This is a genomic window from Streptomyces sp. NPDC093591 (assembly GCF_044764885.1).
Taxonomy (GTDB): domain Bacteria; phylum Actinomycetota; class Actinomycetes; order Streptomycetales; family Streptomycetaceae; genus Streptomyces.
Genome location: NZ_JBIWIY010000001.1, coordinates 255,239 through 274,191, shown reverse-complemented (window position 1 = coordinate 274,191; position 18,953 = coordinate 255,239). Strand labels below are relative to the sequence as shown.

Below are 18,953 nucleotides of genomic sequence, written 5' to 3'. Positions count from 1 at the left end.
GGATGGTTCCATGACCCATCCTCGGCGCCTCGCCGCCCACACCGACATCGCCACGTCCCTCGCGCTGCTCTCCGACCACGCACTCGGGGAGCTCGTGGAGTCGGGCGCGCCGCTCGGCACCGGGATCGGCGGACGGTCGACGCTGATCGAGGTGGACGGCAGCCGGGTCTTCGTCAAGCGAGTCCCGCTCACCGACGTCGAGTTGCGGCCGGAGAACGTCCGCTCCACGGCGAACCTCCTCGGCCTGCCGGCGTACTTCCACTACGGCATCGGCAGTCCGGGGTTCGGTGCCTGGCGGGAGCTCGCCGTGCACACGATGACCACGAACTGGGTGCTGGCCGACCGGTTCGGGGGGTTCCCGCTGATGCACCACTGGCGGGTCCTGCCCGACGCGCCCCAGCCGTTGCATGAAGCGCTGGCCGACGTGGAGCGGGCCGTCGCCTACTGGGGCGGGGACCCGCAGGTGCGCGAGCGCATCAAGGGGCTGCGGACGGCGTCCGCGAGCCTGGCCCTGTTCCTGGAGTACGTGCCCCACACCCTGCACGACTGGTTCGACGCCCAGCTGCGCACGGACGGCGCCGACGCCGCGTGCGCATGGGTGGAGCAGGGACTCAGGGCAGCCACCGACTTCCTCCACGAGCGCGAACTCCTGCATTTCGACGCCCACTTCAACAACATCCTCACCGACGGACGGCAGCTCTACCTCGCCGACTACGGCCTCGCGCTGTCGGCCCGCTTCCCGCTCACGCCTCAGGAGCGCGAGTTCTTCGACCGACACCGCCTCTACGACCGCTGCTACACCGCCACCCACCTGGTGAACTGGCTGGCCACCGCGCTGTACGGGTACGGCCTGCCGGAGCGCGAGGCCTTCGTGCGGGACTGCGCCGACGGCATGCGGCCCGAGGGAATCCCGCGGGCCGCCGCCGACATCCTCGTCCGGAACGCGCCCCTCGCCGCCGCCATGGGTGACTTCAAGCGCCGGCTGGTACACGAGAGCAGACTGACGCCGTACCCGGACGAGGAACTGCGCCGGGTGGTTCAGGACATGGGAATCCCGGCCTCCAGATAGAGCGCCGCCCCGCGCTCCCGCGCCCGCAGCGCCCACCGCAGCCGCTCATAACGCACCGGCGGCAGCAGATCGGCGGCCTCGTCCTCGGTGACGAAGCGCCAGTCACGCAGCTCGGGTCCCGGCAGCAGCAGACGTTCGGCCTCCGCCGAGTCGAGACGGCCGCCGTCGAAGAGGAGCCGCAGACCTCCGTAGCCCGGGGGCAAGGGCCGTTCCCAGTCGATGACGAGGAGCCGCGGTACGTCCTCCAGCCGTATCCCCGTCTCCTCCGCGACCTCGCGCATACCCGCGCGCGCGGGCGCCTCCCCGGACTCGACGACGCCGCCGGGAAACTCCCAGCCGGCCTTGTACGTGGGATCGACGAGCAGCACCCGGTCCTGCTCGTCGAAGAGAAGGACCCCCGAGGCGACGGTCTCGGCGGTGGGCTCGGGCGTCTGCACGATGTCGCAGACGGGGACCGTACCGCTGCCGACGGCCTCGGCGATCCGGGCAGCTGTCTCGTACGGAGTCAGACCGCCGTTGTCGACGGGATGGGCGTCGGCGGTGAGCCAGGAAGCGAGCGCGGCGCGATACGGCTCGATGTGGTCGTACGACCACTGCCGGATCCGTATCTCGCCGTCGGGCAGATCGGGCGGGAGCTCCCGCCCGGCTATTCGCTCCCGCAGGATCGTTTCCGCCGGAGCGAGGAGCACATGCTGGACGGTGATGCGGCGGGCGGCGAGGCCGCCGAAGATCTCGTCGCGGTACTCCTGGCGGAGTAGCGTCATCGGAACCACGAGGGTCCCGCCGAGCTCGGCGAGCAGCGCGGCAGCCGTGTCGATCACGAGACGCCGCCAGATCGGCAGGTCCTGGAAGTCGCCGACCTCGGTGAGGTGTTTGGGCGGGAGCAGGTGGGTGAGTGCTCCGCCGATGACCTCGGGGTCGAAGAGCGTGCTGTTCGGGATCAGCTCGATCAGTTCGCGTGCGGTGGTGGTCTTCCCCGCACCGAACGCGCCGTTGATCCAGACGATCACGTTTCCCCCTCTTCTGTTGGCCCCCTGTGGCTTGCCCGCTCCACCCTGCCACGGAAACCAGCTCCAGTAGAGAGCGCATGACAACGGCGCCGACACCCGCTCGGATACGGGGTACGGCGCCGCGTGATCGGGTCGGTCGTGCTCGTCAGCGCTTCTTCTTGTGGGGGGCGTTGTTCACGGCGCGGTCCGTTTCGCGGTTGATGGCCGTGCCGACGGTGTCCAGGGCGCGGTCCACGCTGATCCCGGCGACCTTGGTCTGACCGCTCATCGGGAGACCGCCGAGCTTGCTCTGACCGCCCATGTCCAGGCCGCCGACCTTGGGCTGACCGCCGATGTCGGGCAGACCCGCGGCAGGAGACCCGGTGCCGGGGGCGCCCGAGGACTCGGCCGAGTGGGACGGAGTGACCGCCGCGACGACGAAGCCGGTGGCGAGGGAGGCGATGGCAAGCATGCTGCGCTTCTTCATGGCCGGTTCAACGGCGAAACGGACTGTGGGGTCACGCCCCGCCTCCGGACAATCGGGACAGGGCGGGAGTCCCGGGCCCGGTCCGCCGCCGGTCGCGCCGGCGCAGCCGCACGCGCTGGGCGAGATCGTCGGCCGCTTCCGGCCATCGGGCGTAGTCGAAGCCGAACCCCTCGTCGAGCAGCCGGCCGGGAACGACACGTCGGCTCTTGAGCAGGAGTTCCGTGTCCGAGCGCAGCGCGAACGCGCCGAGTTCCGCCATCCACTTCGTCGCGGGCAGCCCCACGGGAACGCCCCACGCGGAGCGAAGGGTCCGCATGAAGGCACGCTGCGGCAGCGGTTCGGGGGCGGCGAGGTTCACCGGCCCGGTGAGATCCGCCCGGTCGATCAGGAAGTCGACCGCGCGGACGAAGTCGCGGTCGTGGATCCAGGAGACGTACTGTCCGCCGCCCGCGACGGGACCGCCGAGCCCCAGCCGGGCCAGCCGCAGCAGGACATCGAACACGCCGCCGTGGTCAGGGCTCATCACCATGGCGGAACGCAGGGCGACCTTCCGGGTGTGCGGCGTGTCGGCCTCCTCCTGCGCCCGCTCCCAGGCCCTGGCGATCCGCACGCTGTAGCCCCAGTAGTCCGGCACATCGGGCTCGCTGCCGCCGATGACGCCCGTGGCCTCGTCGTGCGGCGCGTCGAAGCGGTGCGCGTAGATGGTGGCCGTGCTCATCTGCAGCCAGACCCGCGGCGGCCGGGCCGCGCTCGCGATCGCCTCGCCCACGACCTCGGTGGAACGCACTCGCGAATCCATCATGGCCCGCAGATTGGGCGCGGTGTAGCGGCAGCTGACGCTGCGGCCGGCCAGGTTGATCACGACGTCGCTGCCGTCGATCTCCGTGACCCACGGGCCCGCCGTCTCACCGTCCCACTGGACCTCGCCGGCACGCGTGGGCCGCCGGGTCAGGACGACCACCTCGTGCCCCGCGGCGGTCAGCGCACGGTTCAGGACCGTTCCCACCTGCCCGGTTCCCCCAGGAATCACTATCTTCATCGGCTCCCCCTCTGGTGTGAGAACGAGCTTAGCGCAGACAGTTGAACATGTTCAAAACTTTCCTGCGGCGTCGCACAGGTCCAGGTCTGGTCACTGACGACCGTGCGGGTGGGCGTGGGCGGCTGCCGGTGCTGCGGCGCCCGGCCGAGGTGCGGCGGCTCGGCAGCTGGTGCCGCCCCTGGTGGCGATGGAAGTCCCGCCGGCCTTCTTGCTGTCGGCGACGCTGCCGCCCGCGGCTCGGCCGGTGCATGCGGCCGTTCGAGGCACTGGTGGGGCTGGGGGGACTCGGCCTGGTGACAGCGGCGCTCCGGCATCCGCACCAGGGGGACGCGGAGGGGGTGTGGTCCTGCGTACCGGCTTCCTCAGGGATGTGCCGTTGCCGCGTTCGGCGGTCCGCTCCGCACCCTCGGTGGTCCGCACAGTTCCGGGCAGGGGCCCGCGGGCCGTGCCGGGCCAACTGGCGGCCGTCGCCTGCACGGCGGGCAGTTCGCTGGGCGCGGCCCTGCACCCGGACCCACCGATCCGCCTTGACGTGGGCGGCCGAACCAGCGGACGCGGCAACAGTGCACGCGTCGGCGGACTACCCGCCGGTCCTCTCGGGCGGCCCTCCGAACGACATCGCTTCACCAGCGCCTGTCATCTGGATCAGGCCGGGCCGAAAGGGACTGCGCCTTCCAGGCGACCCGAGCCCGGGCGATGGGGGGCCGGGCGAAGCCGGTTCGCGCGCAGGGGAGCGTGCAGACGCGAGATGGAGAAGAGTGGCGACGCGAGCGTCGGCACGATCCGAATTCACAGGCCCTCGGCGTTTGCACACGTTCCCCACCCACCGCCTCCCAGCGAGTGAACGTTCCTGCCCCGCCGCGCCCTCACACCCCCGCCGCGGTCGCCCCCGCCTTCGCGGCGAGCGCGGCCGCCGCGGCTCCTACCAACCCGGCGTCCGTGCCCATCTGGGCCGGCGTGATGACCAGGCGCTGCACGAAGGACAGGGTGGCGTAGTCGCTCAACGCCTTGCGCAGCGGCGTGAAGAGGACGTCGCCCGCCTTGCCCACTCCCCCGCCGATCACGGCGATGTCGATCTCGACGAGGGTCGCGGTGGCGGCGATCCCGGCGGCCAGGGCCTGCGCAGCGCGCTCGAAGGAGGCCACGGCGACCGGGTCACCGGCCCGCGCGGCGGCGGCCACGGCGGCGGCGGACGTGTCGCCGTCCGGGCCGGGCCGCCAGCCGTTCTCCAGTGCCCGTCGGGCGATGTTGGGGCCGCTCGCGATGCGCTCCACGCAGCCGCGCGAACCGCACGGGCACTCGTCGCCGTCCAGGTCGACGCTGATGTGCCCGATGTGGCCGGCGTTGCCGGTCGGACCGGGGTGCAGCCGGCCGTTCAGGACCAGACCGCCGCCGACGCCCGTGGAGACGACCATGCAGAGCGCGTTGTCGTGGCCCCGGGCCGCTCCCTGCCAGTGCTCGGCCGCCGTGATGGCCACGCCGTCGCCGATCAGCTCGACGGGCAGGCCACCGGCCGCCTCCCGGACACGCCGGACCAGGGGATAGTCGCGCCAGCCGGGCACGTTCACCGGACTCACCGTGCCGGCGGAGGCGTCCACCGGTCCCGCGCTGCCGATGCCGAGGGCGGTGGCGCGCTCCCACAGGGGCGAGGCGGTGAGCTCGCCGACGACCTCCTCGACGGCCCGCATCACCGTCTCGCCGTCCTCCCGCGCCGGCGTCGCGCGCTGGGCCCGGACCGCGATCGTGCCGTGGCCGTCCACCAGCGCTCCGGCGATCTTGGTGCCGCCGATGTCGAGCGCAGCCACGAGGTCGGTGTGCATCAGTGTCAGTTCTCCCCGTCAACCATTCGGATCTCCCCGTCAACCACGGGAAATGGGCGAGCCGGTCTCGCGGTGGGGGCGCAGGCCGGAGATTGCGGTGGACAGTGTCCCCTGGATCTGACAACGTTGTCCAGGGTCTATTGTCGACGCCACATCCTCATACAAACCCATGGACCGACGCATCCCCGTGGACGACAGGACAGGACACCGCATCGTGCCCGAGACCATCCGCCGATCCGACCGCCTCTCCGAGAACCGCTACGGCAACCGTCCGACCATGAAGGACGTCGCAGCGCGTGCCGGAGTCGGCCTGAAGACCGTCTCGCGTGTGGTCAACGGGGAGCCGGGCGTCACCCCGGAGACGGAGCGCCGCGTCCAGGAGGCCATCGACGCGCTGGGCTTTCGCCGCAACGACAGCGCGCGGGTCCTGCGCAAGGGCCGTACGGCGAGCATCGGACTGGTCCTGGAGGATCTCGCGGACCCGTTCTACGGCCCGCTCAGCCGCGCGGTCGAGGAGGTCGCCCGGGCGCACGGGGCCCTGCTGATCAACGGCTCCAGCGCCGAGGACCCGGACCGCGAACAGGAGTTGGCGCTGGCGCTGTGCGCACGCCGGGTGGACGGGCTGGTGATCATTCCGGCCGGTGACGACCACCGGTATCTGGAGCCCGAGCTCAAGGCGGGCGTCGCCACGGTCTTCGTCGACCGGCCGGCCGGGAAGATCGACGCCGACTGCGTCCTGTCCGACAACTACGGCGGCGCCCGCGACGGTGTCGCCCATCTCATCGCCCACGGACACCGACGGATCGGCTTCATCGGCGACATGCCCCGCATCCACACTGCCGGCGAGCGGCTGCGCGGCTACCGGGCCGCCATGGAGGACGCGGGCATACCGGTGGAGGACTCCTGGATGTCCCTGGGCGTCACGGACCCGGAGCGTGTCCGCCGGGCGGCCGAGGAGATGCTCACCGGCCCGTCCCCCGTCACCGCGATCTTCGCGGGCAACAACCGGGTCACGGTCACCGTGATCCGGGTCCTCGCCGAGCAGTCCCGCCGCGTCGCCCTCGTCGGCTTCGACGACATCGAACTCGCCGACCTGCTGCAGCCCGGCGTCACCGTGGTCGCCCAGGACGCGGCGGCGATCGGCCGCACTGCCGCCGAGCGCCTGTTCCGCCAACTGGACGGCACCCTCGTCACGCCGGAGCGCATCGAGCTGCCGACGCGGCTGATCACCCGCGGCTCGGGCGAGCTGCCGCCGGCGGACTGAGCGGCCCGTGGAGGACCGCACCCTGGAGGCACAGGGCCTGGCCGAGGCGCCGCGCGAGCATCCCCTGCTCTACCCGGGCACGTGGCCCGAGGACTCCGGCCTCCTCGACGGGAACCGACTGCTGCCCCTCGACCGGCTGGTGTACGACGACCGGGTGCCCGTTCTCGCGGTCGGCTCCAACGCCTGTCCGGGCCAACTCCGGCACAAGATGGCCGAGTTCGGGATCACGGCGCCCATCCCGATGGTGAAGGCGCGGGTGACGGGCATCGGGGTCGGCGTCTCCGCGCATGTGAGCCGCATGGGATATGTGTCGGCCTCCCCCTTCGACGCACCGGCTGCCGTGGCGGAGTTGTTCCTCACCTGGCTGGATGTCGAGCAACTCGCCGTCATCGACGCGAGCGAGGGGGTGCCGCTGCCGCACGGCAATTACAGCCGCGCCTGGCTGGCCGCGCCCGAGGTCCGGATCGTGCTGGCGGACGGCACGGCGCTCCCTGGTGCCTTCGCGTACGTCAACCGTCACGGGGTGCTGCACAACGGGAACGGCGGGCCTCGCACCCACCCCGGTCAGCGGGCCCTGCTCACCGAACTCCTCGGGGAGTCCGCCCGATTAAGAGAGCTGTTCGGTGTGACGCCCGAGGAGTTCGTCGCGCGGGCGCGTGCCGACGCGCTGCTGTGCGAGCGGGGCACCCGGCTGTTGGCGGAGGAGAAGCTGGTGACGGCCTCCGGCCTGGAGAGGTACGTACGGGTTCAGCAGACCGGGAGTCCGGGCACCGGCTCGTCGTTGTTGCCGCCCTCGATGTAGACGTCGCTGACGAAGACGCCGGTGTTGCCGCTGTCGTCGTCCGTCTTGGCCCACCAGACGTTGGTCCACTCGCCGTATGTCTCGCGGCGGCCCAGGTTCTGCTGGCAGTAGAAGTAGTTGGTGCCCGCGTTGAGGACGCCGACCTCGGTACCGGAGGCGTTGTACGACTTGGCCTGCTTCCAGACCTGGCAGTTGTACTTGCCGCCCCCGATGGAGGTGCAGGACGCGGTCGGTGTGCTGCCGCCACCGCCCGTGCTGCCGCCTCCGCCCGTGGTTCCCGCCCCGCCGGTCGTACCGCCGTCGCCGGAACCGCCGCCCGTGGTACCGCCGTTGGTGTCGCCGTCGTCCGAGGTCTTGGTGGGGGACGAGGTGGTGGCCCGGTCGGTGGGCTCGGCCTCCGCCGTGCGGCTCGGGGTCTTGGTCGCGCCGGGGGTCTTGTCGTCGTCCTGGTCGGTGAGGCTCGCGTCGCCCGACCGATCGGCGTCGGGGCTGCCGGTCGCCGGGGCGGACGCGTCCGCGGAGGTGGTGGACGACGTGCCCTGCGCCTCGGACTTGGTGTCGCCCTTGTCGTTCAGCACGGCGACCGCGCCTCCGGCCGCCGCGAGGACGAGGGTCACGGCCACGGCAGCGAGCAGGGCACGGCCCTTGCGTCGGGGGGACGTGGCCATGGGGCCGGTGGCGTCCGGGCCCTGTGGCGGCGGCGCGGGGTTGCCGAAGGGGTGCGGGGCGGACGGTATCGGCGTGCTGCCGTACGGCGATGTGGGCGGCTGCCCCGGGGTGCCGTGTCCGTGCCCGGCCGAGCCGGGATGGCCGACGGCGCCGAAGCTCTGGGCGGACGGCGTGCCTTGGCCGGGGGTCGCGGGGCCGTGCGCTCCCTGCGCGCCCTGTCCCTGGCCGCCGTACACCTGCCCGGCAGGTCCGTTCGGCCCCGGCGCCCCGGCACCCGGCCCGTTCAGGCCCGCTGCCTCCGGTGGCCCGCCGACCGGCGCCGACGGGACGCTGAGCTCCCTGTCCTCCCCCGCGGGCCCGGCGCCCGCCGGCCTGCGCAGTGCGGTCGTCCGCGAGTCGGTGCCGTCCGGTTCCGCCACCGCCTGGAGCAGTGCCCGCGCCTCGTCGGCCTGGGGGCGGGACTCGGGTCGTTTGTCCAACAGTCGCTGCAGGACGGGGCCGAGCGGCCCGGCGCGGTGGGGTTCCGGCAGCGGTTCGGTGACGATCGCGGTGAGCGTGGAGAACGTCGACGTACGGCGGAAGGGCGCGGAGCCCTCGACGGCCGCGTACAGCGTGGCGCCCAGGGCCCATATGTCGGAGGCGGGGCCCGGTTCGACGCCCTGGGCGCGCTCGGGAGCCAAGTAGTCGAGGGAACCGACGAGTGCGCCGCTGTGGGTGAGGCGGGTGGCCTCGCCGTCGCCCGGGTCCTCCATGGCGGCGATGCCGAAGTCGGTCAGGACCACGCGGCCGGAACTCTCGAGCAGGATGTTGCCCGGCTTCACGTCACGGTGCAGGACGCCGACCGCGTGGGCGGCGGCCAGCGCCTCCATGACCTTGGCGCCGATGCCGGCCGCCTCGCGCGGATCGAGGGTGCCGCGCTCGCGCAGCACGTCGTCCAGGGACGGGCCGTCGACCAGCTCCATGACGATCAGCGGACGTCCGTCGACCTCGGCGACGTCGTGCACCGCCACGACCCCGGGATGCCGCACCCGGGCCGCCGCACGGGCCTCGCGCTGCATTCGCAGCCGCAGATCCGCGAGTTCGGGACCGTCGGCATCGGTGTAGGTGCGCAGCTCCTTGACGGCGACCTCGCGGCCGAGGACCTCGTCGAGGGCCCGCCAGACCACGCCCATGCCGCCGCGCCCGAGCTGCGCCACGACGCGATAGCGCCCGGCCAGCAGCCGACCGGCCTCGTCCGTCTGTCCGTGCTCCCCCGAAGACACCGCTGCCCCGTTCCTGTGACACCTGTGACTGTCAATGCGTGGCGTACAGACTACGGGGCAGGAGTGACGACATCGGCCGGTGGTTGCGGCTGTGACCGGCCCGCTACTTGACCGAGACCGTCAGGTCGCCGCGCCGGGGCGCCGCGAATCCCTCCAGATCGGCACGGGTCAGACCGGTCAGCCGGGCCACCTCGGCGATGTCGAGGGCGCCGCAGTCCAGACCGCGCAGCAGATAGCCGCTGAGGGCCTTGGCGGTGGCGGGCTCGTCCATGACGTCGCCGCCGGACCGGTTCGCGTACCGGGCGAGCCGGGCCGCCGCCTGCTCGAAGCCCTCGCGGTAGAAGGCGAAGACGGCCGCGTACCGGGTCGGGATGTGGCCGGGGTGCATGTCCCAGCCCTGGTAGTAGGCGCGGGCCAGGGCGCGGCGGGTGAGGCCGTAGTGCAGTCGCCAGGCGTCGTGGACCTTCTCGGTCGGGCCGACCGGCAGGACGTTCGTCGAGCCGTCGGAGACGCGTACGCCGGTGCCCGCCGCCGCGACCTGCATGATCGCCTTGGCGTGGTCGGCGGCCGGGTGGTCGCTGGCCTGGTAGGCGGCGGAGACGCCGAGGCAGGCGCTGTAGTCGAAGGTGCCGTAGTGCAGGCCGGTGGCGCGGCCCTCGGCGGCCTGGATCATGCGGGCGACGGTGGCGGTGCCGTCGGTGGCGAGGATGGACTGACTGGTCTCGATCTGGATCTCGAAGCCGATCCGGCCGGGCTCGAGGCCCCGTGCCTTCTCGAAGGCCTCCAGCAGCCGGACCATGGCGGTGGCCTGCTCGGCGTACGTCACCTTCGGCAGCGTCAGCACCAGCCCGTCGGGCAGGCCGCCGGCCTCCATCAGGCCGGTGAGGAAGATGTCGAGGGTGCGGATGCCCCGGTCGCGTACGGGCGCCTCCATGCACTTCATGCGGATGCCCATGTACGGCGCCGCCGTGCCGTTGGCGTACGCCTCGGCGATCAGCCGTGCCGCGCGGGCGGCCGCCTCGTCCTCCTCGGCGTCCGGGCGGGGGCCGTAGCCGTCCTCGAAGTCGACGCGCATGTCCTCGATGGGCTCGCGCTCCAGCTTGGCCCGCACGCGCGCGTACACGGGCCCGGCGAGTTCCTCGGACAGACCGAGGACGGCGGCGAAGGAGGCGGCGTCCGGGGCGTGTTCGTCGAGGGCGGCGAGTGCCCGGTCCCCCCAGGAGCGGATGGTGTCGGCGGCGAAGACGTCGCCGGGGACGTAGACGGTGTGGACGGGCTGGCGGCCGCCGGGGTCTCCGGGGTAGCGGCGCTCCAGTTCGGCGTCGACCGGCGCGAGGGAGGCGCTGATCTCCTCGCTGACGGCGCCCGCGAGGCTCGTCGCCACCTTCTCCTGCTGGCCCTGACCCATTCCCACACCCTCCTGTTTTCCGCTATACGGAATCAACAATCCGTAGAACGAAGTTATCCGGGGACCTTCCGGCTGGTCAACACCCTGCCCACGGGGAGTCACTCCACCATCTCGACATGTTCACGCCCATCTCGGGGAGGCGGTATCACACTTCCATACGCACGCCCCGCACGACTCGTCCGGCAGTTCCCAGCGAAGGAGCCTCAGTGCCGAACCACAGCCGAGTCACGCGCCGTCTGGGCCTGAAGGCCGCATTGGCCGCGGCGGTCACCGCGCCCCTCTCCAGTACAGCACTGCCCACGCCGTCCGCCTCGGCGGGCGAACGCCCGCCCCGTCGGCACCTGAGGGCCATGTCCTTCAACCTGCGCTTCGCGAGCACCACCGAACCGAACAGCTGGGCCGTGCGCAGACCCGTGATGCGCGAGCTGCTGCGCCGGGAGGCCCCGCACGTCGTCGGCACCCAGGAGGGCGTCTTCTCGCAGCTGCTCGACATCGACACCGACCTCGGCCCGCACTACGACTGGGTGGGCACCGGCCGGCTGCACGGCAGCAGCGACGAATCCATGGCGATCTTCTACGACTCCCGCCGCCTCCGCCCGACCGCGTACGACCACTTCTGGCTCTCCGACACCCCGAGCGTGATCGGCTCCAACACCTGGGGCGCCGCCTTCGCCCGCATGGTCACCTGGGTCCGCTTCCGCGATCTGGCCGACGGCGGACGGGAGTTCTACGTCCTCAACACCCACTTCGACCATGTGAGCCAGTACGCGCGCGAGCGCAGCGCCTCACTCATCGCCGCGCGGATCGCCGGGTTCGACCGCTCGCTGCCGGTCGTGGTGACCGGGGACTTCAATGTCGCCGCCCATGAGAACTCGGTGTACGACACCCTGCTCGGCTCCGGTCTCGTCGACACGTGGGACACCGCGCGCGAGCGCAGTGCGCTGTACGCGACCTTCCACGGCTACAAGCCGCTGACCCCGAACGGCGACCGCATCGACTGGATCCTGTCCACGCCCGGTGTGACGGCGCACCGGGCGGCGATCAACACGTTCTCCGACGGCGGCCAGTTCCCGAGCGACCATCTGCCCGTGCAGGCGTTCCTGAGTCTGGGGTGACACGAGGACGACACGAGGCCCCCGTGACCGCCGGACGGTCACGGGGGCCTCGTTCAGGCCGGGGTGGGATCAGCCCTTGCGGGTCTTGATCTCCTCGGTCAGGGCCGGGACGACGTCGAACAGGTCGCCGACCACGCCGTAGTCGACCAGGTCGAAGATCGGGGCCTCGGCGTCCTTGTTGATCGCCACGATCGTCTTCGAGGTCTGCATACCGGCACGGTGCTGGATGGCGCCGGAGATGCCGGAGGCGATGTACAGCTGCGGCGAGACCGACTTACCGGTCTGGCCGACCTGGTTGGTGTGCGGGTACCAGCCGGCGTCCACCGCAGCACGCGAGGCACCGACGGCCGCGCCGAGCGAGTCGGCGAGCGCCTCGATGAGCGCGAAGTTCTCCGCGCCGTTGACGCCACGGCCACCGGAGACCACGATCGCGGCCTCGGTCAGCTCCGGACGGCCCGTCGACTCACGCGGCGTGCGGCCGGTGACCTTGGTGCCGGTGGCCTGCGCCGAGAAGGTGACGGACAGAGCCTCGACCGCGCCGGCGGCCGGGGCGGCCTCCACGGCGGCGCTGTTGGGCTTGACCGTGATGACCGGGGTGCCCTTGGAGACACGGGACTTGGTGGTGAACGAGGCGGCGAACACCGACTGGGTGGCCACCGGGCCCTCGTCGCCGGCCTCCAGGTCGACGGCGTCGGTGATGATGCCGGAGCCGATGCGCAGCGCCAGACGCGCGGCGATCTCCTTGCCCTCCGCGGAGGAGGGGACGAGGACGGCGGCCGGGGAGACGGCCTCGACGGCGGCCTGGAGGGCGTCGACCTTCGGGACGACCAGGTAGTCGGCGTACTCGGCGGCCTCGTGGGTGAGGACCTTGACGGCGCCGTGCTCGGCGAGCGTGGCGGCGGTGTCGGCGGCGCCGTTGCCCAGCGCGACGGCGACGGGCTCGCCGACGCGGCGGGCCAGGGTCAGCAGCTCCAGGGTGGGCTTGCGGACGGCACCGTCCACGTGATCGACGTAGACGAGAACTTCAGCCATGGGATTGCTCTCCTGCGGATTGCGAAGTCTGAGGGGCGGTAAGGGGGTTGAGCCTCGAGCGGGCCAGCGGACCCTTAGATGAACTTCTGGCTCGCGAGGAACTCAGCGAGCTGCTTGCCGCCCTCGCCCTCGTCCTTGACGATCGTGCCGGCGGTCCGGGCCGGACGCTCGGCCGCGCCGTCGACGACGGTGTAGGCGCCCTCGAGACCGACCTCCTCGGCCTCGATGTCCAGGTCGGACAGGTCCCAGGACTCCACCGGCTTCTTCTTGGCGGCCATGATGCCCTTGAAGGACGGGTAGCGCGCCTCACCCGACTGGTCGGTGACCGACACGACGGCCGGCAGGGAGGCCTCGAGCTGCTCGGAGGCGGCGTCGCCGTCCCGGCGGCCCTTGACCGTGCCGTCCTCGACGGAGACCTCGGACAGCAGGGTGACCTGCGGGACGCCCAGCCGCTCGGCGAGCAGGGCCGGTACGACGCCCATGGTGCCGTCGGTGGAGGCCATACCGGAGATGACCAGGTCGTAGCCGGCCTTCTCGATCGCCTTGGCCAGCACCAGGGAGGTGCCGATGGCGTCGGTGCCGTGCAGGTCGTCGTCCTCGACGTGGATGGCCTTGTCGGCACCCATGGACAGCGCCTTGCGCAGCGCGTCCTTGGCATCCTCGGGGCCCACCGTCAGGACGGTGATCTCCACGTCGTCGTCGGAGTTCTCGGAGATCTGCAGCGCCTGCTCGACGGCGTACTCGTCGAGCTCGGAGAGCAGACCGTCCACGTCGTCCCGGTCGACGGTCAGGTCATCGGCGAAGTGCCGGTCGCCAGTGGCGTCGGGCACGTACTTCACGGTGACAACGATCCTCAAGCTCACGCCGGCTCTCCTACTGCGTCGACATTTCTCTGCTGCCTACTTGCAGGCAGCATAGGCGCCCCAAGTGGCCGTTCCCGTTCGGGGCGACCCGCGCTCCGAGCGAAATATTACTCGCCAGTACACCCAGTTCGTTCCCGCTAAGCAAGCGCTTTGAACTGTGACCTTCGCAACGCAGCGTAATCGGAAATCGACGGCTTCGCAGAACGAGGGAAGGGCTGTTCGGTCACATCGGCGGGGTGAGGTCAGTCACGCAGGCCGTTGAACCGGCCCTGGTGATACACCAGTGGACGCCCGGGGCCCGCGGGGTCGCCGAGGAGGACCTCGGCCAGCACGATGCGGTGATCGCCCGCGGGCACGCGCCCCACGATCCGGCACACCATCCAGGCGAGGACGTCGTCGAGGACGGGTACACCCTCGGGCCCTTCGCGCCAGGCCGTGGACGGACCGAAACGGTCGGCGCCGCTGCGGGCGAAGGTGGCCGCCAGCGACTGCTGGTGCTCGCCGAGTATGTGGACGCCGACATGGTCCGTCGCGACTATCGCCGGCCAGCTGGAGGCACCGGTGCCGATACCGAAGGAGAGCATCGGGGGCTCGGCGGAGACGGAGGTGAGGGACGTGGCGGTGAAGCCGACCGGGCCCGTCTCACCGCAGGCGGTGATCACCGCCACACCGGCCGCATGGCGCCGGAAGACGGAGCGGAGCAGGTCGGGAGAGGCGAGCTGAGGGGTGTCGAGGCCGGAGGTGGCCGTCATGGAGTTGTCCTTCTGCGAGGGGAGGTGTGCGGGTCCGTGGCCGTTCAACAGCCCGGACAGCGCGCGCTCGCGGTGCGGGCCAGGTCGACATGGACCCGGCCGAAGAGAAGGAGTTCCTCAGGCATACGGTCAGGCTGACGATAGGTGGTGCACGCAGTCAAGTGGGTTCCGCGATGTGGGAGATGACTCACCCTCGGCGTCACGGCCCCTCAGACCGCTTCGCCCAGCGCGGCGATGACGTCCGCCTTGCGCGGCTGACCGGTGGCCCGCCGTACGACGTGGCCGTCGGCGTCGAGGACCAGCACGGTCGGCGTCTTGAGGATGTCGAGCCGGCGGACGAGCTCCAGATTGTCCTCGGCGTCGAGCTCGACATGGGTCACGCCCGAGACCATCCCCGCCACCTCGCCGAGCACCCGCCGGGTGGCCCGGCAGGGTGCGCAGAAGGCGCTGGAGAACTGCACGAGGGTGGCGCGCTCGCCCAGCGGCCCGCCCAACTCGGCCGCCTGGAGCCGCTTTCCGTCGTCCCGCCCGCGCACCCGTACTCTCCCGCTCCGCCGCTGATGCAGCACTCCGTACGCGCTCGCCGCGACGAGCACCACCACGCACACCACAAGTCCGGTCATCACCCTGCTCAACCCTTCACGAGACTGCAAAGATTCCCGGCTCCCCGAAGCCCGTCCGTTGCGGAATGCTTGATTCATGGACATCGACGTGAGGGGGCCGCGCTTCGGGGCGGCCGTGACGACCCTGGTGCTGGCGGTCGTTCTGGTCACCGGGAGCGCCTGGCTGCTGGCCTGGCAGACGCTGGCGTTCGCGCTGGGCGCGGCGGGCGGGGTGGGCCGTTCGCCGTACGGCCTGCTGTTCCGCAAGGCCGTACGTCCCCGGATCGGGCCGCCGACAGAGTTCGAGGCGCCGCAGCCGCCGCGGTTCGCACAGGCGGTGGGGCTGGTCTTCGCGGGTCTCGGGCTGGTCGGGTACACGCTCGGGCCGGACTGGCTGGGGCTCGCCGCGACCGGGGCCGCGCTCGCGGCCGCCTTCCTGAACGCCGCCTTCGGGTACTGCCTGGGCTGCGAGATGTACTTGCTCGTACGGCGGGTGACGGTGCGCACAGGGTAAAGGCGGTCTCAAAATCCGAGGTCGATCCGGGTGGACGTGACGAGGATCTCGCGGTTCACAGGCACTGGGACTGGCTCCCCGGCCGTTCTTGGGGCACGATCTGCGAGATGCCGTAAACCTACGGCTGCGTAACTTTCCCACTGGGAGCTTCCTTCCCAGGCACAGAAGGAAGGGTCCACCCCGTCCATGGCAGAGCTTGTCTACCGTCCCGTCGTCGGTTTCGCCCAGACGTTGTTCAAGGCGTGGGACCTCAAGATCGACTGCAAGGGATCGGAAAACATTCCGCGCTCGGGGGGCGCTGTGCTGGTGAGCAACCACATCAGCTATTTGGACTTCGTCTTCAACGGACTGGCGGCGCTCCCGCAGAAACGTCTCGTTCGCTTCATGGCGAAGGAGTCCGTCTTCCGGCACCGGATCTCGGGGCCGCTGATGCGCGGCATGAAGCACATCCCCGTGGACCGCAAGCAGGGTGAGGCGGCCTACGCGCACGCGCTGGACTCGCTGCGGTCCGGCGAGATCGTCGGGGTCTTCCCGGAGGCCACGATCTCGCAGTCGTTCACCCTGAAGAGCTTCAAGTCGGGTGCCGCGCGGCTGGCCCAGGAAGCCGGCGTGCCGCTCATCCCGATGGCCGTGTGGGGCACCCAGCGGCTGTGGACCAAGGGCCACCCGCGCAACTTCAAGCGCAGCCACATCCCGATCACGATCCGGGTCGGCGAGGCGATCGAGGCCTCCAAGGACAAGTACGCGGGCGCGATCACCCGTCAGCTGCGCGAGCGCGTCCAGGAGCTCCTGGAGGCCGCGCAGCGCGCCTACCCGGTGCGGCCGAAGGACGCCAACGACACCTGGTGGATGCCGGCCCACCTCGGCGGCACGGCTCCGACGCCGGAGCAGGTGCGCGAGGCCGAGGCCCGCTAGGCGCTCCGCTGGGTGACGCGGCTGGACAGTGCCACGAAGTGTCTTCGGTCGAGTGCGGCACCGTCTGAGTTCTGGGCAGTGCCGCGGTGCGCCGTCCGTCGTCTGCGGCTCCGTCGTAGCCGGTCCCGCCCACGCGGCGGAGCCGCACATCGATACGGCCCCGCGCCCCTCTGGGCGCGACGCCTGTCCTGTCCAGGGAATCAGAATGCGGCTGGCAGTGTCCGCCACAGGTGTGGCCGGTCGTGGGCGGACTTGAGGGTGTCGAGTACGACCGGGTGGGGCGCGGCGTAAAGCAGCGGATAGTCCGTCTCGTCGGACGCCGGGTCGGGCTCGAAGGCCAGCCGCTCGCCGTCCAGGGAGAACTGGGCGTCCACACCCGGTTTGTTGCCCCGCGGATCCTGCCGGTGCCAGGCGCCGTTGAACCGTACGGCGACCAGCCCGTGCACCACCTCGAACTTCTGGTAGCACAGCGCGGTCGGGATGTCCTCGGCCCGCAGCAGCGCGGCGAGCGCGTGGGCCTTGGCGTAGCAGATGCCGGTGCCCAGCTCCAGGACGTCGGAGGCGCGCCAGGTGACGCGGAGATCGCCGGAGTCCTGTGAGTGCGGAATGGTGTCCCGCACGAACTCGAACGCCGCGCGCGCATATTCATACGAGTCTGCCACGCCGTCGGCGAGCCTGGCAGCCTGCTTGCGGACGAGCGGATGGTGATGGTCGATCACCTCGTCAGCAGCCAAGTACGCGGACAGGTCGGCGGTTTGCTGAATCATCTGCATGGCAGTTGAGCGTATGCGCCAGCTCGGACTCGGGTCAATATATTTTCTGCTCGCCGCATATGTATGCGGAATTTCAGTCCCGGTGCCCCTAGTGCTTCGGAAACGGCTGAACATCGCCGCAACCTGCTGCCCGTCTACAACCCCCTCCCCGTGCCGCGGGTCTGGCCTCTGACGGAGCGTCGACAAGGGGGAAGTCATGAAGCATCGTCTGCTCGGAGCCGCGCTCGCCGGCTGTGCCCTGGCCGCGGCCGGGGCCGCGCCCGTGCATGCCTCGTCCGACCAGCTGTGGATCAGTGTGCCGTCCGAGACGGTGCTGCCCGGCCCGGACGCGGGCGGTGCCGTGCCCGACCGGGCCCTTGAGGTACGCGTCACCCACGACAACACCGACAACGATGTGCCCGCCGGCCGCCTGACCGTCGACGCCGGCGAGATCGCCTTCTTCGCCACCGTGTCCTGGCCCGGCAACTGCATGCCGGAGACTCCGGTCCGGGCGGTCTGCGACGTCCCGGCGATGCCGGCCGGGACGGACAGTGTGACGGCCGCCCAGCTCGGGCTACGGGCCCTGCCGGACGCCGACCTCGACGCGTGGGGGTACGTACGCTACGAGGCCACCGCCGGCGACCTGACGGCGTTCCCGCAGGAGACCCGGATCTCCCTGGCCGACGGCCCCGACCTCGGGCTCAGTCAGGCCGACGACCAGCGGGACCTCACGCCCGGCACGAACACCCAGGTACGGGCGACGGTCGCCAACAGCGGCAACCGCGCGGTGGACCGCACGCTGCTGTGGGTCGACGCGTCGTACGGGCTGCGACTCAAGGAGCGGCACTCCAACTGCGAGTACAGCGAGCACGCCACGGGTACGTCCGCGCTCTGCGTGCTGGACGAGGCGGTGGCCCCGGGCGGGCGGCACGAGCTGGTGACCGCGCTCGGCGTCGGGCGCAAGGCGCTGTACGAGAGGTTCGACCACTCGGTCCTGCCCTACTCGGACAAGGCACTGGAAGAGGCCCGCGGTGACGCGACGTGGACCCGGGGAACGGGCCCCGAGCTGAACCTGCGCCCGGTGGCGGCGCAGCGGGCCGCGGCCGGCGAGGAGGACCTCGACCTTTCGGACAACTACCGGTCCGTCCTCCTCGACGCCAGGAACACCGCCGACCTCAAGCTCACCGGCAGCAGGGTGCGCGGAGCCGCCGGCGACACCGTGACCGCAGGCATCACCGTCCACAACCGTGGCCCGGCATGGGTGGCCTCGCTCGGCGCGGGCGCTGCCGTGGCCACCGTACGGTTCCAGGCGCCGGAGGGCACCACGGTGGTCGGCCTGCCGGAGGAGCAGTGCGGGGCGGAGCCGCCGTCCGAGGAGGGGCCGTCCGTCACGACGTACTACTGCCGGACCCCGCACTACCTGCACGACAAGGCGTCCCACACCTTCGACGTGCGGTTGCGGATCGACGAGGTGGTGCGCGGGGCGCGCGCCACCGTCGAGACCCTCAACGACGACCCGGAGCTGCCCATCCGCAAGTTCGACCCGAACCTGCGCAACAACAGCGCGCGGATCGTCGTCAACGGCTGAACCGGCGTGGT

Annotated in this window: 18 protein-coding genes; 7 read left to right on the top strand and 11 right to left on the bottom strand. The window is 71.3% G+C overall.

Annotation, left to right across the window (positions count from 1 at the left end):
• Nucleotides 1-10 precede the first annotated feature (10 nt).
• The gene (locus ACIREI_RS01180; protein ID WP_403325895.1) at nt 11-1,069 is read left to right on the top strand and encodes a protein kinase family protein; all 1,059 of its coding nucleotides are present in this window, start codon (nt 11-13) and stop codon (nt 1,067-1,069) included.
• Here the strand turns inward: ACIREI_RS01180 and ACIREI_RS01175 are convergent.
• The 4 genes from ACIREI_RS01175 to ACIREI_RS01160 all read right to left on the bottom strand — a co-directional run bounded on the left by ACIREI_RS01175 (nt 1,039) and on the right by ACIREI_RS01160 (nt 5,404).
• Nucleotides 1,039-2,079: an NUDIX domain-containing protein gene (locus ACIREI_RS01175; protein WP_403325893.1), complete on the bottom strand. Its 1,041-nt coding sequence runs from the start codon at nt 2,077-2,079 to the stop codon at nt 1,039-1,041. The two genes, ACIREI_RS01180 and ACIREI_RS01175, sit on opposite strands and share 31 nt — an antisense overlap.
• Before the next feature lie 145 nt (nt 2,080-2,224).
• Complete coding sequence (locus tag ACIREI_RS01170; protein ID WP_403326905.1) at nt 2,225-2,530, bottom strand: hypothetical protein; 306 nt, start codon at nt 2,528-2,530, stop codon at nt 2,225-2,227.
• Between the two features lie 46 nt (nt 2,531-2,576).
• Nucleotides 2,577-3,584, bottom strand: a complete 1,008-nt coding sequence (locus tag ACIREI_RS01165) for a TIGR01777 family oxidoreductase (RefSeq protein ID WP_403325890.1) — start codon at nt 3,582-3,584, stop codon at nt 2,577-2,579.
• A gap of 866 nt (nt 3,585-4,450) precedes the next feature.
• Entirely contained in the window at nt 4,451-5,404 is a 954-nt protein-coding gene (locus ACIREI_RS01160; RefSeq protein WP_403325888.1) for an ROK family protein, read from the bottom strand.
• Nucleotides 5,405-5,573: 169 nt separating this feature from the next.
• On the opposite strand from ACIREI_RS01160, the gene ACIREI_RS01155 reads away from it, so the two are divergent.
• Both ACIREI_RS01155 and ACIREI_RS01150 read left to right on the top strand, forming a co-directional pair.
• A complete protein-coding gene (locus ACIREI_RS01155) occupies nt 5,574-6,668 on the top strand; it encodes a LacI family DNA-binding transcriptional regulator (protein ID WP_403325885.1) in 1,095 nt (364 codons plus the stop codon).
• Between the two features lie 7 nt (nt 6,669-6,675).
• The gene (locus tag ACIREI_RS01150; protein WP_403325882.1) at nt 6,676-7,470 is read left to right on the top strand and encodes a hypothetical protein; all 795 of its coding nucleotides are present in this window, start codon (nt 6,676-6,678) and stop codon (nt 7,468-7,470) included.
• Here ACIREI_RS01150 and ACIREI_RS01145 read toward each other — a convergent pair.
• Together ACIREI_RS01145 and ACIREI_RS01140 are read right to left on the bottom strand one after the other, a co-directional pair.
• Nucleotides 7,416-9,401, bottom strand: a complete 1,986-nt coding sequence (locus ACIREI_RS01145; protein ID WP_403325881.1) for a protein kinase — start codon at nt 9,399-9,401, stop codon at nt 7,416-7,418. The genes ACIREI_RS01150 and ACIREI_RS01145 overlap by 55 nt on opposite strands.
• Nucleotides 9,402-9,504: 103 nt before the next feature.
• Nucleotides 9,505-10,809 carry a DUF6986 family protein gene (locus tag ACIREI_RS01140; protein WP_403325878.1) on the bottom strand — a complete coding sequence of 435 codons (1,305 nt, stop codon included), beginning with the start codon at nt 10,807-10,809 and terminating at the stop codon, nt 9,505-9,507.
• Nucleotides 10,810-11,015: 206 nt separating this feature from the next.
• Here ACIREI_RS01140 and ACIREI_RS01135 point away from each other — a divergent pair, with 206 nt between their 5' ends.
• Nucleotides 11,016-11,924, top strand: coding sequence for an endonuclease/exonuclease/phosphatase family protein (locus tag ACIREI_RS01135; RefSeq protein WP_403325876.1), 909 nt, complete (start codon nt 11,016-11,018; stop codon nt 11,922-11,924).
• Nucleotides 11,925-11,993: 69 nt separating this feature from the next.
• On the opposite strand, the gene ACIREI_RS01130 is transcribed toward ACIREI_RS01135, so the two are convergent.
• The 4 genes from ACIREI_RS01130 to ACIREI_RS01115 form a co-directional block, all read right to left on the bottom strand.
• Nucleotides 11,994-12,956, bottom strand: a complete 963-nt coding sequence (locus ACIREI_RS01130; protein ID WP_403325873.1) for an electron transfer flavoprotein subunit alpha/FixB family protein — start codon at nt 12,954-12,956, stop codon at nt 11,994-11,996.
• 74 nt (nt 12,957-13,030) lie between these two features.
• Entirely contained in the window at nt 13,031-13,819 is a 789-nt protein-coding gene (locus tag ACIREI_RS01125; protein WP_403325871.1) for an electron transfer flavoprotein subunit beta/FixA family protein, read from the bottom strand.
• A 242-nt stretch (nt 13,820-14,061) separates the two neighbouring features.
• On the bottom strand, nt 14,062-14,571 hold the full coding sequence (locus tag ACIREI_RS01120; protein ID WP_403325868.1) for a flavin reductase family protein: 510 nt from the start codon (nt 14,569-14,571) through the stop codon (nt 14,062-14,064).
• A gap of 209 nt (nt 14,572-14,780) precedes the next feature.
• Complete coding sequence (locus ACIREI_RS01115) at nt 14,781-15,194, bottom strand: TlpA family protein disulfide reductase (RefSeq protein WP_403325865.1); 414 nt, start codon at nt 15,192-15,194, stop codon at nt 14,781-14,783.
• 76 nt (nt 15,195-15,270) lie between these two features.
• On the opposite strand from ACIREI_RS01115, the gene ACIREI_RS01110 reads away from it, so the two are divergent.
• Nucleotides 15,271-15,687, top strand: coding sequence for a DUF4395 domain-containing protein (locus tag ACIREI_RS01110; RefSeq protein WP_403325863.1), 417 nt, complete (start codon nt 15,271-15,273; stop codon nt 15,685-15,687).
• 186 nt (nt 15,688-15,873) lie between these two features.
• A complete protein-coding gene (locus tag ACIREI_RS01105) occupies nt 15,874-16,602 on the top strand; it encodes a 1-acyl-sn-glycerol-3-phosphate acyltransferase (RefSeq protein ID WP_274236840.1) in 729 nt (242 codons plus the stop codon).
• A gap of 200 nt (nt 16,603-16,802) precedes the next feature.
• Here the strand turns inward: ACIREI_RS01105 and ACIREI_RS01100 are convergent, their stop codons facing one another.
• Nucleotides 16,803-17,375, bottom strand: coding sequence for a transglutaminase domain-containing protein (locus tag ACIREI_RS01100; protein ID WP_403325859.1), 573 nt, complete (start codon nt 17,373-17,375; stop codon nt 16,803-16,805).
• A 196-nt stretch (nt 17,376-17,571) separates the two neighbouring features.
• Here ACIREI_RS01100 and ACIREI_RS01095 point away from each other — a divergent pair, with 196 nt between their 5' ends.
• Nucleotides 17,572-18,942 (top strand): hypothetical protein, encoded by a 1,371-nt coding sequence (locus tag ACIREI_RS01095; protein WP_403325857.1) that lies wholly within the window; start codon nt 17,572-17,574, stop codon nt 18,940-18,942.
• The last annotated feature ends 11 nt before the right edge of the window (nt 18,943-18,953 follow it).